This window comes from Moorena sp. SIO4G3, assembly GCF_010692305.1.
GTDB lineage: Bacteria > Cyanobacteriota > Cyanobacteriia > Cyanobacteriales > Coleofasciculaceae > Moorena > Moorena producens_A.
Map to the genome: position 1 here is coordinate 75,866 of NZ_JAAHIG010000010.1, position 14,848 is coordinate 90,713.

Below are 14,848 nucleotides of genomic sequence, written 5' to 3' on the forward strand. Positions count from 1 at the left end.
TTGCATCACGGAGATTGTTCCATAGGAATAGTTATATCAATACCAGAAACGGCAATTGAGTGATATTCAGCCATGTCGATCGAAAAACTTAAGCCTGCCGACAAAGGAGCTGTCGGGATTTATGTTCCCTACTACCAGGGTAATAAACGCAATCTTTTACCTATAGCAATTAGCCTCTACCAACAAGGGTCTTTAGAAGGTCGTCGCCAGATAGAAGGCGGTGATAGTATTCCCTTCGTTGCTAGTTGGTTTGTATCTAATCTTCCTTCTGAACTAACTCGTTGCCGATTACAATTTGATGGTAACGCGGATCTCAGTTACGAACTGACTATGCAAAATTCTGAGTTTGTGAATTACTTAATCGAAGTGATTATGAACTTTAAGCGATCGCGCATAACGGATTTTTCCAAGGCATTCTACCGCAAACTGCTACGCATTGATGAATAAACAACCAGTTCTCTAGTTATAGGAGTGTAAATAAGGGGTGGCAAAATCCGCTAAGTATTTACTAATTGGGTCAACAGAAGCTTACAGCGGTAAGTCAGCAACGATCCTAGGAATTGCCGATCAACTGCAAGCAAAAGGGATAACGATTGCCTACTGTAAACCACTAGGTACCTTTTTAAGTAGCAATCAAGGGTCAACCATAGAGGAAGATGTCCAGTTTATCACTGACATACTTAAGTTGCCAGAGAACATGGTGCGATCGCCTTTGCTGTTTATGGATGCTGAAACCATTGAAAAACGTTTGGGAGGACAAGACTCAACCGATTACCGTCAGTCTCTTCAAGACTATCTCCAACCACTAAATAGTGATGTAATTTTGGTGGAAGGAGCAGCAACCTTGAGTGCAGGAACTCTGTTTAACTTATCATTACCAAAAGTTGCTCAGACAATTGATGCTGCTGTCTTATTGGTGGCTCGTTTTCACTCGGTTTTACTAGCAGATGCGTTGTTATTTGCTAAGCAACGTCTGGGAGAAAGCTTACTGGGAGTTTTAATTAATGATATTCCCCAAGACAAGCTATCAAAGGTAAAAACAACATTGAAACCGTTTCTGGAACGGCAAGAAATCCCAGTATTGGGAATGATGCCTAGAAATAATCTGTTGCGCAGTGTTAGTGTTCGGGAACTAGTACATCAGTTGCAAGCTAAAGTGCTATGCTGCCCTGACCGTTTGGATTTGATGGTGGAAACCTTGACCATTGGGGCGATGAATGTCAATGCTGCTCTGAAGTATCTACGCAAGGGCGTTAATATGGCAGTGGTGACGGGAGGGGATCGCCCAGACCTTCAGATGGCTGCTCTAGAAACCTCAACCCACTGTTTAATCCTCACCGGTCAAGTTCAGCCTCAATCGGTTATTCTCAGACGTGCTGAAGAGTTTGAAATTCCAGTACTTTCCGTTGATTTAGACACCCTCACTACTGTTGAGATTATTGACAATTCTTTTGGTCAAGTACATCTCCATGAAGCAATTAAGGTGGAGTGTATGCAACAGATGATGAATGAATATTTCGACATTGAGCGGTTGATCAAGCTACTTGGTTTGAACCCAGCTTTATAGATGCAAGATGCATTAGTTGAAGGTTCAAAGGTTAGAAGGTTCTTCGCCCCGTATTCGGTGTAGGGTAGGTTGGTAGGTTGGCAGGTTGGCAGGTTGGCAGGTTGGCAGGTTGGCAGGTTGGCAGGTTGGCAGGTTGGCAGGTTGACAGGTTGGCAGGTTGGCAGGTTGAACGCGCACGCGTGGCCTATTGGCCAAGGTTGGCAGGTTGGCAGGTTGGCAGGTTGGCAGGTTGGCAGGTTGGCAGATTGGCAGCTTGTTCGGGTAGCGTGGCCTATTGGCCAACGTTTGAACCTTCAACTTTAAACTTACTAAATAAATTCTAACTCTGTTAAAGGTAACTCTATTCAACTAAATATGAAACCAATTCTGGTTTTTGTCACCATTAATTTTGAAGGTTGTCAGGTTATAATGTTTAAGGTTAAAAGGTTCAACCTTGGCCTATGGCCACGCTACGCGAACAACTTAAGCTTCCTTGCCTTGTAACTCTTTTAAACTTTCAACTTGCTAACTTTTAATTCTGTTAACGATGAAACCAGTTATTGTTTTCGGCAGTATCAATATGGATTTGGTAGCCAAAACTCCCCGGTTACCAGTTCTAGGTGAAACACTACAAGGCCATGAATTTTTTACTGCCCCTGGTGGGAAAGGGGCAAATCAAGCTGTGGCGGTGGCAAGGTTGGGTATCCCCACTAAAATGGTGGGGCGCGTTGGTAGTGATGATTTTGGAACTCAGCTAGGCCACAGTCTAGGCGTAACCGGTGTTGACACTGATAGTGTTTTGGTTGAGGAGGGGGTGAGTTCTGGGATTGCAGTGATTTCGGTGGATGAGGCTGGGGAGAATACCATTATTTTCGTGGCTGGTGCTAATGGGCATGTTAATGAAACTGATGTGGAACGCCTCAGTAGTTTGTTGCCAGAAGCCGCTGTTTTATTGATACAGTTGGAGATTCCCATGTCCGTCGTGCTCTTAGCAGCAGCCGCAGCTCAGAAAGTGGGTTGTCCAGTGATTCTTGACCCAGCACCAGCTCAGGAGTTGCCAGAGGAACTGTATGGCATGGTGGATATTATGACACCGAATCAGTTGGAAGCCTCTGTACTAGTGGATTTTCCTGTCGATACCATAGAGTCAGCCAAGAACGCATCAGAAGTACTGTTGCAACGAGGTGTGGATACGGTGATTGTGACCTTAGGGGAGCAGGGGGTTTTCTGTGCCACTGGTTCTGAATCGTTCTTCGTCCCCGCTTTTTCTGTTGAGGCTGTGGATACTGTGGCGGCTGGAGATGCGTTTAATGGTGCAATGGCTGTGGCAATAGCCAAAGGGTTACCGTTGCGGCAAGCGGTAATATGGGGAGCTGCAGCTGGGGCGCTTGCTGTTACTAAGGCTGGGGCTCAGCCCTCTTTGCCTGATCAAGAGACATTCAATGCCTTTCTCACAGAATTAGGTATTAGCTATTAGCTTTAGCAAAGGGAACAGGGAACAGGGACTTCGGAACAGGGAACAGGGAACAGGGACTTCGGAGCAGGGAAGGGAATCCGATAGGAAAGCTTGATTCTGATGATTATCGGAATACTACCAGCTCTATAACCCAAACCAATAATTTACTTTAAATACAATTGCTCGATTCTTAGCAGCAAAATTTTGAATTCATTCCCGATTCCCGATTCCCGATTCCCGATTCCCGATTCCCGATTCCCGATTCCCAATTCCCAATTCCCAATTCTTAATTCTTAATTCTTAATTCTCAATTCTTAATTCCCTACTCCCTACTCCCTACTCCCTACTCCCTAATTTGTGAATACTCCTGCTCACGCCATCGTCAATCTCCTAATTTTAGGAAAAAAAAGAAAGCCCGAAAATAATTTCCCAATTGTGTTCGGTGCGATCTTACCGGATTTACCAATGGTAATTTTTTACATATATGAAAAATTAATCAGAGGAATTTCTGAAAACGTAATCTGGTCTGAATCTTATTATAACCCAAGCTGGCAAGTATTTTTCGATATTTTTAATTCTTTTCCATTGATACTAATAGGTGGATTGTTAGCCTACTATTTTGGTCAAACCTTTCTGATTGCTATGTTTGCTAGCATGGCTCTTCATGGATTGGGGGATTTTCCTGTTCATGCTGACGATGCCCACCGTCACTTTTTCCCATTATCAAATTGGCGCTTTGAAAGCCCTGTGTCTTATTGGGATTCTCGTCATTATGGTCATATTTTTACTCCCCTAGAAGTGTTGGCTGTGATAGTGGGATGCTTTGTATTGTGGAGACGCCACACTTCGATGACCGCTCGGATTATTATTGCGATTGTACTTAGTGTTTATTTTATCTATGGAGTGTATGCTGTGTTAGTATGGGGTTAGTATAGCGGGTTTCAATTCAGGATCATCAGGGTGTAGATACTGAATTAGAGTCAAAGTATTAAGTTCTATTTTTCACAGGTCTTGAACTAACCATCCATGAATACTGGACATACCCCTGGTTATCTCATCAACAAGATAAATGAAGCACTGTGTAGTGCTTTCCCTGATAAACATAAATTAGAAATGATGGTGCTTTATGAATTAAATAAAAATCTGAACGAGATTGCTAGCGTTGGAAATTTAAAGGTAATCGTTCACAACTTAATAATACATTTTAACGCTTCCAATGAGTTGGAAAAATTAATTGATGGAGCACTTAAACAAAATCCTAATAATGTTAAATTAAAGGCAATCAAGGAAAAAGTAAAAATTACCACTAGTTTAGTTAATATATTGATTCCTTTAGAAATGAAATTGATTAAACAAATGCAACAGGCTTATCGAGCTTGCTGTCACTATGAATTCCGGGATGATAGGAAAGATGAACTCCCTGACAGTTTCTATGATATTCTTAAAAAATTGGATGATATACCTCAACCAACTGATGATGAAAAACTGATTGTCAAATTTGTCGATCATTTATTATTTAATGGAAATATTCCCAAGTCACAGGCTGAGCAACTCAAGCAATGGTTAGAAAAAAATGCCAAGAACGTTTCTGATTTATTAGTTCACAATCAAAACTTAAATCCACCAGTATATCCAAAAGGTTTAAAGCAGTTTTCCTTTGAAGTCGTAACAGTTAACCGTAGAGGAGTAATAATCAACCGAGAATCACAGCAAGCGCGTTATTTCACTCAAGATCTGGGAAATGGAGTAGACCTAGAGATGGTGTCTATCCCAGAAGGAAGCTTCTTAATGGGTTCCCCGAAAACTGAGAAGGACAGTCATGACAGGGAAAGACCTGTACACAAAGTAAGCATTCAACCCTTTTTGCTGGGGAAATATCAGGTAACCCAGGCGCAATGGAAAGCTGTGGCCAACCTACAAAAAGTTAACCGGGACTTAGATCCAGACCCCTCTAAAATTAAAGGAGAGAACCGACCAGTAGAGGGAGTAAACTGGTATGATGCGGTGGAATTTTGCGATCGCCTTTTTGAACATACAGGAAAGCGATACAGATTACCCAGTGAAGCGGAATGGGAATACGCCTGTAGAGCCGGAACTACCACACCATTCCATTGTGGACAGACAATAACCAGTAGATTTGCTAATTATAATGCTTCCGATACTTATGCACAGGAAGCAAGAGGATACTATCGAGGAGAAACCACCCCAGTAGGAAGTTTTCCTCCCAACGGCTTTGGCTTATACGATATGCATGGCAATGTTTTGGAGTGGTGTGGGGATCCTGATCATTGGAATTACAAAGGAGCCCCTACAGATGGGAGTGTCTGGAAAATTAATTGGAGTATCTGGAAAATTCATCATATTCATTTTGATTATTATATTCTGCGGGGCGGCTCGTGTCACTTCGTTCCTAGTAATTGCCGTTCTGCCTACCGCAGCAACGGTTTCGGGCCCTTTTGCATCGGCGACCTGATCGGATTTCGTGTGGCTCAGAGTGTTGAATAGGGTACGTTAGGGAAGGGCTCGCCCTCATTTTCGGTGTTGCGTCAGTCTTTGAATTAATAGCAGTAGAGCGGGCATCCTGCCCGCCGGAAAATAAGGTCTTGAACTAACCATCAATGAATACTGGATATACCCCTGGTTATTTTATCAACCAGATCAACGAAGCACTGTGTAGTGCTTTCCCTGATCAAACTGAATTAGAAATGATGGTGAGTGATGTATTAACTATAAATCTGAGCGAGGTTGCTAGCGGTGAAAATTTAAGGGAAATCGTTCACCAATTAATAAAGCATTGTCGTGCTTCCAATCAGTTAGAAAAATTAATTGATGGAGCACTTAAACAAAATCCCAATAATGAACAATTAAAGGCAATCAAGGAAAAAGTAAAAATTACCACTAGTTTAGTTAATATATTGATTCCTTTAGAAAAAGACTTGATAAACCAAATACAACAGGCTTATCGAGCTTGCTGTCCCGATGATTTCTGGGATATTTGTGAAAATACCTTTCCTGACAGTTTAGCTGGAATGCTAGAAAATTGGGATGATATACCTCAAGCAAATGATGATGAAAAACTGATTGTCAAATTTGTTTATTATTTATTAGTAAATAATAAGATTACTAAGTCAGAGGCTGATCAACTAAAGCAATGGTTAGAAAAAAGTGCCAAGAACGTTGTAAAGGAAAAAACTTTAAAGCAGTTTTCCTTTGAAGTAGTAACAGTTGACCGTAGAGGAGTAATAATCAAGCGAGAAAATAAACAAGCAAGTTATTTCACTCAAGATCTGGGGAATGGAGTAGACCTAGAGATGGTGTATATCCCAGCCGGAAGCTTCTTAATGGGTTCCCCTGAAAGTGAGAGAGAGAGTCATTACAGGGAAAGACCTCAACACGAAGTAATCATCTTACCCTTCTTGCTGGGGAAATATCAGGTAACCCAGGCGCAATGGCAAGCGGTGGCCAAGCTCCCAAAAGTTAACCGGGACTTAGATCCAGACCCCTCTTACTTTAAAGGAGAGAATCGACCAGTAGAGCAAGTAAACTGGTTCGATGCGATGGAATTTTGCGATCGCCTTTCCGAATATACAGGAACGGAATACAGATTACCCAGTGAAGCGGAATGGGAATACGCCTGTAGAGCTGGAACTACCACACCATTCCATTATGGAGAGACCATAACCACTAAATTAGCTAATTATAACGGTAACACTTATGCAGAGGAAGCAGAAGGGGGATATCGACGAGAAACCACCGACGTAGGTCGTTTTCCCCCCAATGGCTTTGGCTTATACGATATGCACGGCAATGTTTGGGAGTGGTGTGGGGATCCTTACCATCTTAATTACAAAGGAGCCCCTAGAGATGGGAGGATCTGGAGTATTGATAATAATTATACTGATTCTTATATACTGCGGGGCGGCTCGTGGCTCTTCGGTCCTAGGGATTGCCGTTCTGCCTATCGCGACTTCTCTGACCCGAATGATTACATCGACGACAATGTCGGTTTTCGTGTTGCTAGGGCTGTTGCAAGGAGCTAGCCCTTTGCCCTTTTTGTACTTTTTACTCCTTTTTCTCTATTTGTTGCTGCCGTATAATCACAGTGTAGATACTAAATTAGAGTCAAAGTATCAAATTCTATTGTTCACAGGTCTTGAAATAACCATCCATGAATACTCGACATACCCCTGGTTATCTCATCGAAAAGATAAACGAAGCACTGTGTAGTGCTTTCCCTGATAAACCTAAATTAGAAATGATGGTTTATCGTGAATTAAATATAAATCTGAACGAGGTGGCTAGCGGTGGAAATTTACAGGAAATTGTTGACAAATTAATACAGCATTGTCAGGCTTATAATAAGTTAGATAAATTAATTGATAGAGCACTTAACTATAATCCAGATAATGGTCAATTAAAAGCAATCGCTGAAAATTTTAAAATTACGACTAGTTTAGTCAAAATATTGCGTCCTTTAGAAAGTAAATTTATAAACCAAATGCAACAGGCTTATCAAGCTTGCTGTCCCGATGGTCAAGATAAAATTCCTAGCAGTTTTGATGAGATTCTCAAAAATTTGGATGAGATATATCAACCAACTGATGAGGAAAAACTGATTGTCAAATTTGTCGATTATTTATTATTAACTGGAAATCTTTCCAAGTCAAAGGCTGAGCAACTCAAGCAATGGTTAGAAAAAAATGCCAATAAGTTTTATAATTTATTAGTTTACAAACAAAACTTAAATCCACCAGCAGAGCCAAAAGGTTTAAAGCAGTTTTCCTTTCAAGTAGTGACAGTTAACCCTAGAGGAGCAATAATCAAGGGAGAAAATAAACAAGCAAGTTATTTCACTCAAAATCTCGGGAATGGAGTAGACCTAGACATGGTGTATATCCCAGCAGGAAGCTTCTTAATGGGTTCCCCTGAAGGCGAGAGGGAGAGTCTTGACAGGGAAAGACCTCAGCACCAAGTAACCATCCAACCCTTTTTCCTGGGGAAATATCAGGTAACCCAGGCGCAATGGCGAGCTGTGGCCAACCTACCTAAAATTAAGCGGGACTTAAAGCCAGACCCCTCTTACTTTCCAGGAGACAATCGACCAGTAGAGCAAGTCAACTGGTACGATGCAGTGGAATTTTGCGATCGCCTTTCTCATCACACAGGAACGGAATACAGATTACCGAGTGAAGCAGAATGGGAATACGCCTGTAGAGCTGGAACTACCACACCATTCCATTATGGAGAGACCATAACCACTAAATTAGCTAATTATAATGGTAACTATACTTATGCAGAGGAAGCAGAAGGGGAATATCGAGAAGAAACCACTTCAGTAGGACGTTTTCCCCCCAACGGTTTTGGCTTATACGATATGCACGGCAATGTTTGGGAGTGGTGTGGGGATCCTTACCATGGTAATTACTTTGGAGCCCCTACAGATGGGAGTGTCTGGAGTATAAAATTTCATCCTTTTAAACTTTCTATTCTGCGGGGCGGCTCCTGGGTCAGCTATCCTTGGTTTTGCCGTTCTGCCCACCGCGACAACAATTTGACGCGCGATGCCATCAAAACCAATGTCGGTTTTCGTGTGGCTCGGGGTTTTGGGTAGGGTGTGTTAGGGGTGGACTTGCCTTGATTTTTACGGTAGCCAGTTTTTGGATAGTCTGCCCCGTAACGCACCACAGGGTCAAACTTTATTTGAATAAACTTTGATCAAGGCCATATAATCCTCTCAGCAAACAAACTCTGCAATCGCTCTAACTTACCACCCTTTTGATATAATAAATCTCCCTTACCTAACAAATAAGCTGCTTCAGTATTGCTGCCACCAAAAATAATCTTTGAGTCGGCTTCAGACGCTGTGCGTAAAGCAATTAGCCCTGGTAAATTAGAGCGAATAATGGGAGTAACAACGTTTAGGAATCATGAGGTACAGTCTTCTTTGACGTTGATTCCCTGTTTTAATCCAGCGCATCGCTATTCACTCTTATCTCTTCCCTGTTCCCTGTTCCCTAAAATCTAGAAATTGTGTACCTCACAAGTCCTAGAATTGCTATATGTTGACCACCTATATAAAAACCCTATTATCATGGATCACTCAGACTCTAATCTACCTCCGAAGCCACGCTTTGTGGCTTATCTACCCGATTTGATTACACAAGAGGATTATTTAGATTCCCCTAAACAACAAAAGCTCCGTGTGCGTATTGATATAACTGATGAAGGAGTCGAGATTCTAGGGGACAGTATGTATGCCCATCTTGTAGAAGAACTACTCGCTCAATTAGGTGCAGAGGAGATCGAACGAATGCTTTGTGGCTAGCTTATTAGACTTCTTGCAGAAGTCGGGAACAGGGAACAGGGAACAGGGAACAGGGAATCGGGAATCGGGAATCGGGAATCGGGAATCGGGAATCGGGAATCGGGATGCGCTGCATCAAGATAGGGAATCAGTGTCAAAGAAGACTGTACCTCATAGCTACGATAAACGCTATAAAAGACTTGGAATAATGTCAACTTAGTTTAGTATTGATAAGCTGTTGCGCATTTAAATTGGGTATTATTCAGTTATAAAAAAAACCGTCAAACCCTCTCCCCAGCTCCCCAGCTCCCCAGCTCCCCAGCTCCCCAGTTCCCCAGCTGTCAGAACCATCAAATTTAAATGAAGACCAGCTTATGACTGAGCAAACCAAAACCTCACTTAATCTTCGTAAAGCGTTTGACCAAGGCGTTGCTGTTGCCATAGATCCAGCCAATAATGTGGCGATTCAGCAGGGGGGGGAAGCGATAACTACTTTGAATTCCTACTGGTTACATCAGAGGTGTCCAGTTTGCTCTCATACCTTTCGATTGGGTGATGAAGTGTACATTGCTGAAGATAGAACTGTTCGGCACAATAATGCCTTACTGCCTTGCGCTCAAGGCAATGCTACTGGGTCTGAACCATCCCCAGAGACTTCAGCTTTTTTCGCGGGATTAGATACAGCTTGGCCGCCACCTAAAGATATGCCTATTGTGCGACTGGAGGCAGGTCATGAACTTCTTGCTCCACCCCTTGCTGGTTTTCAACGCCATACTTGTGTGGTGTGTGGTCATACCTTACGGTTGAATGATCACGTGGTTATTTGTCCCTGTAGTCCCCATAAACCTCTGTGTAGGATCGCTGTCCATCGAGATCTAATTCATGGTCTCCATTGCTTTGATGCTTGGAATCCAGGGGCTAATGGTCAACTGTATTGTCCTGTAACCTCACGAAAACTTGATGGCTAATCGTTATGCTCGACATGATCTGATTCCAGGCTGGAATCAACAACACCTGGCGGATGCGACTGTGGTTATTGTTGGCATGGGTGCTTTGGGAAACGAAGTTGCTAGAATTCTGGCTATGTCTGGGGTTGGCAACTTGATTCTTTGTGATCCAGACCGAATAGAAGAATCTAACCTCAGCCGAACTATTTTGTTTCGTCAGTCAGATATCAGTCGCCTCAAGGTGGAAGCGGCAGCGGCGGCTTTAGTGGAATTGAATCCTCAACTTACCATTGAGCAGCGACCTCTGCCACTGGTTCATGGTGTGGGACTAGGTGAACTTCGAGATGCTTCCCTTGTTCTTAGTTGTTTAGACAGTCGTTCAGCTCGCTTACAACTTACAGGTCGTTGTCAGTTGGTTCGCGCTCCCTATATTGATGGGGGAACTCATCCCTGGGGAGGAGAAGTGCGACCTTACCTCGATCCAGATGGTCCATGTTATGGATGTGGTCTCAGTGCAGAGGAGCGTAGCGTTGCTGATGTCCCTTGGAGTTGTCTAGATACAAGACAAGAAAATCCTACTGGAGCAGCTATTCCCTCATCTGCTTTGGTGGGGACATGGATGGGTATGATTGCTGTTCGTTTTCTGATGGGGATGTCTTGTCCCTCTGGGATCCTGAAAATCGATGGCTGTCGAGGAACAACCGTTGTAATTCAACAAACACGAGATTCTAATTGTCCCCTACATATGTCCATTGACTCCGTAACCAGAATTGGCGTGGGCTCAATGGATACGATGCTAAAATTACGAAATGCCCTTCCTAAATTAGCAGTCCCTCTGGCTTGGGAGCCAGTGCAACAGGGTGTTGAATGTTTCTATTGTGGCTTTGCTGAAAATCGGTGGGGCTTGCCATCTGTTGAGATGTGTCCTCAGTGTCAAAAACCGTTGCGACCAAGAACGACTCTTGAGTTAGATCAAGTTCCAGAGGATCTGATCCTTTCAATGTTGGGAATTCCTCCTGGCGAGATCCTTGGGGTGAGAACTCAGGATGGTTTGAAGTGGTTTGAGTTGGATTACTAGCAGTTCCTTATCCGGTTGGGTTGCATAGATTATAGCGGTTTTCAATTAGGTAAGGTACAATTTTTGGTTTTTTAGGGAACAGGGAACAGGGAACAGGGAACAGGGAACAGGGAACAGGGAACAGGGAACAGGGAACAGGGAACAGGGAACAGGGAACAGGGAACAGGGAAAAAATCCTATGTACCTCATTAAACTAAAAGCCGCTATAGTGGGGACAGGCAACAGGCAATAGGCATGCTAGCAATAGGCAATAGGCAACGGGGGTGGCTAACCCCGATTTGGTAAGCTGTTGCGCATTTAAATTGGGTATTATTCAGTTATAAAAAAAACCGTCAAACCCTCTCCCCAGCTCCCCAGCTCCCCAGCTGTCAGAACCATCAAATTTAAATGAAGACCAGCTTATTACTCTAGAGCAATGTAGGTTAACCTGAAAGACGAAAGTACAATAGTGTTCAACAGAGTCATGACTGATAACGAAACTGGTTCTATTGGACTTGCCGAATTGATTGAGCAAGTCAAAGGGGAATTACTAACACCTGCACAAGATACAACAGCTCCTTTTCTGTTTGTGGAATCAGTTGAACTAGAGCTTCAAGTAACTTTCAAAAAAGAAGGAAAAGCTGGCATTAAAATGAATGTTTTATCCGTTGGTGGGGCGGAAGCTGGTGGTGGTATTGGTCAGGATCAGATTCAAAAAGTGAAGGTCAAGCTATCACCATTGTATAGCAAAGAGGAAATGAAAAAATACTGCACAGAGTTACATCCAGAGACGGTTATACCTTCAATCAACAATAGTATAAACGGAATAATGAAAGGGAATGACTCTGGGGATGGAGGAGTTGTGTAGAAAAGCTATACCAATTAGCTATGCCATGATGTACAAAGGGATCCCCCTAAATCCCCCTTATCAAGGGGGACTTTGAGGTTGAAAAGCGTACCTCATAAATCCTAGAAACGCTATAAGCTAAAACGAATTTAAAATGGGTTTTAGCAAGGCAAAAGGCAAAAGGCAAAATTGGATTGATATCTATCCTTTGTAGTTGTTGATTTCATTCATATCCAGTTTAAAGGCACAACAGCTTAGGCGATGAAACTACTGAATTTGTTTTTAACTGTACCGCAAAGGGCAGAACCAGGAGAAATCCAAATTAATGCCCAAGGAGAGGCTGGTCAGGCGGTTTATCCTTCGCGCCTACCCTTTTTTGACGATGGACATAACGTTCCAGACCGATGGCGAACTACTATGATTAAAGCCCTTGGTGCTGTAGTGTTTCAATCAGATACGTTTCCTAAGTCTGAAGAAGTGAACTGGATGGTAGCGCAAGGGTGGCTTACCCCAGAGGGGAATTATTTCGATGCTGAAATATTAAAGAAGATTGGACAAGGTATCTATAACACTCTTTTTCCCCCAGGAAAGGGCAGGGATTTATTACAGAGAATGTTAGCCCGCCTTGAGTCAAATGAACAACTACATATTCAAATTCAATTTAGTGAAGAAATTGACCAGAGAGGACGTTTACCCGATTATCCTTGGGAATTAGCCTGTGACGATCGCGGATTTCTGGCTCGACGACAAGTGACCTTTTCACGGTTAATCGCCTTTGTCGAAAATATACCTAAGCTTCCAGCAGTAAAGAAAATAAAGGTTTTGCTCGTCTCATCCCCTGTTGGGGATAGCGCAATGCATTTACCGCCCCTTGACTCTCAAGAGCAAAGAGCTATACTTAGAGGACTCAAACAAGCTGAAGCAGAAGGCAAAATTGAGGTAGAACAGCTCAAATCTCCGACTTTCAAAGAATTTGGAGATTACCTCACCCAAATCTCTGGAGACAAAACTCCTCATATCATTCACTTCGATGGTCATGGCGTTTTTGGTAAACGTTGCAATAATGAGCAATGCCGTACTATCCATAACCAAGTCAGAGCGACTCAATGCCGAAAATGTGGCTCTCCTTTAGACCCATCTCCCCAAGGTTACTTACTTTTTGAACCTAACCCAGAAGATTGGAACAAAGACGCCGATTATATTAGTGCTACAGAAATTAGTGACCTGATTCAAAAAAGTAATCTGGATTTAGAACAACAGCCAGACCAAGGCATTCGTTTAGTGGTTATGAGTGCCTGTAAAACGGGGATGGCACTGGGAAGTGATTCCGTGTTCAATGGTGTCGCTCAAAAATTGATTGAGCAACAGATCCCAGCCGTGGTAGCTATGCAATACAATGTTACTGTAACGGGTGCAACTGCTTTTGCTGAACGCTTTTATCGAGCATTAGGGAACAAAAAAGTCCTAACTACTGCCCTGAGTATGGGACAGAGTGCAATGGGTAGAGAGGGAAATCAATGGTATCGTCCAGTGCTTTACCTACGTTGGTATGATCAAGAGGGGGGACAGTTGTTTGTGTTTGAGCAACTAGCATCACCTGATCATGCGGTTGGAATTAATCATGAGCAACCAGATCAGCAAACAGGGTGTGTTAGGTCTTCAATATCAAAAGATATGAATTTGCAAGAATTTATAAAAAATGGAATATTAAATCAGTTAGCAGCCTCCTTCAAGGAAGAGGAAATGGCTGAATTTTTACTAAACTCAATTGATTTTCCTGAGCATATGCGTCCGATTTTTCCGACTGGAGGTAGAACGTTAGGTTATTGGCAGAAAATTTGTAAGGAAATTCAGAATGGAGTTTTGCCTACAGGAAATAATCTACAACCACTTGTAGATGCGGCTATGGTTCTTTATCCTAATAATCCTATTTTCAATAAATATTGCAGTCATGATCGAGATAATTAGAGGTTGATGATAGAGAGGATATTTTTTTTTAGCTAAGTAAACTATGGACAAAAAGGAGCTAATTAAAAATGGCATACTAAATCAATTTGCAGCCTTATTTCGGGAGCAAGATCTGGCTGATATTGTTCTAGATGTAATTGATTTTCCTGAGCATTTGCGTCCTGAGTTTCCTACTAACAATAGGACTTTAGGGTATTGGCGAGAAATTTGTAATCAAATCGAAGCGGGTGTTTTGCCGACAGGGACTGACTTACTACCTCTTGTTGAAGCTGCTGCACAATCCTATCCAAATAACCCTATTTTTAGTCAATATTCTAGCTCTCAATCTCAACCTTCTAACTCTGCTAGTAATGCCCCTAACAGCAGCCAACAAACAAATACCCCCACATCAGAAACCCAACAAACAAGTAACGATAACTTATTTATTATCTCGATACAGGGTCGAGATGATCCCAATCATCTTCTAGCATCAGCTAAAATTGTTGCCCCAGGACAACAGATCTCACCGGAAGATATTAGTTTACGATTCTCAGGAAATAATATTGTCTTATTAGGACTCAACCACTGTAGTTCTGAAGCAGTTGCATCTTTTGCTGGAGGACTTCAAACTATCCTCCAATCTAACCAAAATTCCGTACGAGTTAATGTATTAACCGAAGACCCCCAACCCTATCTCATCAGTCGCATCTTTGTTGAGGGACCAGATCAAGCCCGATTTGCCAA

Annotated in this window: 18 protein-coding genes and 1 pseudogene; 15 read left to right on the forward strand and 4 right to left on the reverse strand. The window is 42.5% G+C overall.

Annotated elements, in window-relative coordinates; genetic code table 11:
• The first annotated feature begins 72 nt into the window (after positions 1–72).
• Positions 73–447 (forward strand): type IV pilus biogenesis protein EbsA, encoded by a 375-nt coding sequence (ebsA, locus tag F6J99_RS03380; RefSeq protein WP_075899729.1) that lies wholly within the window; start codon positions 73–75, stop codon positions 445–447.
• Positions 448–484: 37 nt separating this feature from the next.
• Positions 485–1,567 carry a phosphotransacetylase family protein gene (locus F6J99_RS03385; RefSeq protein WP_293111700.1) on the forward strand — a complete coding sequence of 361 codons (1,083 nt, stop codon included), beginning with the start codon at positions 485–487 and terminating at the stop codon, positions 1,565–1,567.
• Here F6J99_RS03385 and F6J99_RS45390 read toward each other — a convergent pair.
• Positions 1,456–1,842, reverse strand: coding sequence for a PT domain-containing protein (locus tag F6J99_RS45390; RefSeq protein ID WP_365972518.1), 387 nt, complete (start codon positions 1,840–1,842; stop codon positions 1,456–1,458). The two genes, F6J99_RS03385 and F6J99_RS45390, sit on opposite strands and share 112 nt — an antisense overlap.
• Before the next feature lie 251 nt (positions 1,843–2,093).
• Here F6J99_RS45390 and rbsK point away from each other — a divergent pair, with 251 nt between their 5' ends.
• Positions 2,094–3,023: a ribokinase gene (rbsK, locus tag F6J99_RS03390; protein ID WP_293111701.1), complete on the forward strand. Its 930-nt coding sequence runs from the start codon at positions 2,094–2,096 to the stop codon at positions 3,021–3,023.
• Between the two features lie 2 nt (positions 3,024–3,025).
• Here rbsK and F6J99_RS03395 read toward each other — a convergent pair whose 3' ends face one another.
• Complete coding sequence (locus tag F6J99_RS03395) at positions 3,026–3,157, reverse strand: hypothetical protein (protein WP_293111702.1); 132 nt, start codon at positions 3,155–3,157, stop codon at positions 3,026–3,028.
• A gap of 310 nt (positions 3,158–3,467) precedes the next feature.
• Between F6J99_RS03395 and F6J99_RS03400 the strand changes: the two genes are divergently transcribed.
• From F6J99_RS03400 to F6J99_RS03430, 7 genes and pseudogenes are all read left to right on the forward strand, one after another.
• Positions 3,468–3,932, forward strand: a complete 465-nt coding sequence (locus tag F6J99_RS03400; protein WP_293111703.1) for a hypothetical protein — start codon at positions 3,468–3,470, stop codon at positions 3,930–3,932.
• Positions 3,933–4,028: 96 nt separating this feature from the next.
• Complete coding sequence (locus F6J99_RS03405) at positions 4,029–5,507, forward strand: SUMF1/EgtB/PvdO family nonheme iron enzyme (RefSeq protein WP_293111704.1); 1,479 nt, start codon at positions 4,029–4,031, stop codon at positions 5,505–5,507.
• Between the two features lie 113 nt (positions 5,508–5,620).
• Positions 5,621–5,875 (forward strand): annotated as a pseudogene (locus tag F6J99_RS03410) (effector-associated domain EAD1-containing protein); the annotation flags it as partial.
• A gap of 42 nt (positions 5,876–5,917) precedes the next feature.
• Positions 5,918–7,042: an SUMF1/EgtB/PvdO family nonheme iron enzyme gene (locus F6J99_RS03415; protein ID WP_293111717.1), complete on the forward strand. Its 1,125-nt coding sequence runs from the start codon at positions 5,918–5,920 to the stop codon at positions 7,040–7,042.
• 128 nt (positions 7,043–7,170) lie between these two features.
• Positions 7,171–8,613 (forward strand): SUMF1/EgtB/PvdO family nonheme iron enzyme, encoded by a 1,443-nt coding sequence (locus F6J99_RS03420; RefSeq protein ID WP_293111705.1) that lies wholly within the window; start codon positions 7,171–7,173, stop codon positions 8,611–8,613.
• A 210-nt stretch (positions 8,614–8,823) separates the two neighbouring features.
• A complete protein-coding gene (locus F6J99_RS03425; RefSeq protein WP_293111706.1) occupies positions 8,824–9,027 on the forward strand; it encodes a hypothetical protein in 204 nt (67 codons plus the stop codon).
• A gap of 66 nt (positions 9,028–9,093) precedes the next feature.
• Positions 9,094–9,327, forward strand: a complete 234-nt coding sequence (locus F6J99_RS03430) for a radical SAM-modified peptide, FtsH ternary system-associated (RefSeq protein ID WP_293111707.1) — start codon at positions 9,094–9,096, stop codon at positions 9,325–9,327.
• Here F6J99_RS03430 and F6J99_RS03435 read toward each other — a convergent pair.
• A complete protein-coding gene (locus F6J99_RS03435) occupies positions 9,324–9,464 on the reverse strand; it encodes a hypothetical protein (RefSeq protein ID WP_293111708.1) in 141 nt (46 codons plus the stop codon). The two genes, F6J99_RS03430 and F6J99_RS03435, sit on opposite strands and share 4 nt — an antisense overlap.
• A gap of 216 nt (positions 9,465–9,680) precedes the next feature.
• Here F6J99_RS03435 and F6J99_RS03440 point away from each other — a divergent pair, with 216 nt between their 5' ends.
• Positions 9,681–10,274 carry a hypothetical protein gene (locus F6J99_RS03440; RefSeq protein WP_293111709.1) on the forward strand — a complete coding sequence of 198 codons (594 nt, stop codon included), beginning with the start codon at positions 9,681–9,683 and terminating at the stop codon, positions 10,272–10,274.
• Positions 10,267–11,331, forward strand: a complete 1,065-nt coding sequence (locus F6J99_RS03445; protein ID WP_293111710.1) for a ThiF family adenylyltransferase — start codon at positions 10,267–10,269, stop codon at positions 11,329–11,331. The genes F6J99_RS03440 and F6J99_RS03445 overlap by 8 nt, the downstream gene beginning before the upstream one ends.
• A 45-nt stretch (positions 11,332–11,376) precedes the next feature.
• Here the strand turns inward: F6J99_RS03445 and F6J99_RS03450 are convergent, their stop codons facing one another.
• Positions 11,377–11,520, reverse strand: a complete 144-nt coding sequence (locus F6J99_RS03450; RefSeq protein WP_293111711.1) for a hypothetical protein — start codon at positions 11,518–11,520, stop codon at positions 11,377–11,379.
• A gap of 274 nt (positions 11,521–11,794) precedes the next feature.
• On the opposite strand from F6J99_RS03450, the gene F6J99_RS03455 reads away from it, so the two are divergent.
• The 3 genes from F6J99_RS03455 to F6J99_RS03465 form a co-directional block, all read left to right on the forward strand.
• The gene (locus F6J99_RS03455; RefSeq protein WP_293111712.1) at positions 11,795–12,178 is read left to right on the forward strand and encodes a trypco2 family protein; all 384 of its coding nucleotides are present in this window, start codon (positions 11,795–11,797) and stop codon (positions 12,176–12,178) included.
• A 240-nt stretch (positions 12,179–12,418) separates the two neighbouring features.
• The gene (locus tag F6J99_RS03460; RefSeq protein WP_293111713.1) at positions 12,419–14,125 is read left to right on the forward strand and encodes a CHAT domain-containing protein; all 1,707 of its coding nucleotides are present in this window, start codon (positions 12,419–12,421) and stop codon (positions 14,123–14,125) included.
• 43 nt (positions 14,126–14,168) lie between these two features.
• A partial coding sequence (locus tag F6J99_RS03465; RefSeq protein WP_293111714.1) for an effector-associated domain EAD1-containing protein occupies positions 14,169–14,848 on the forward strand: 680 nt, incomplete at its 3' end.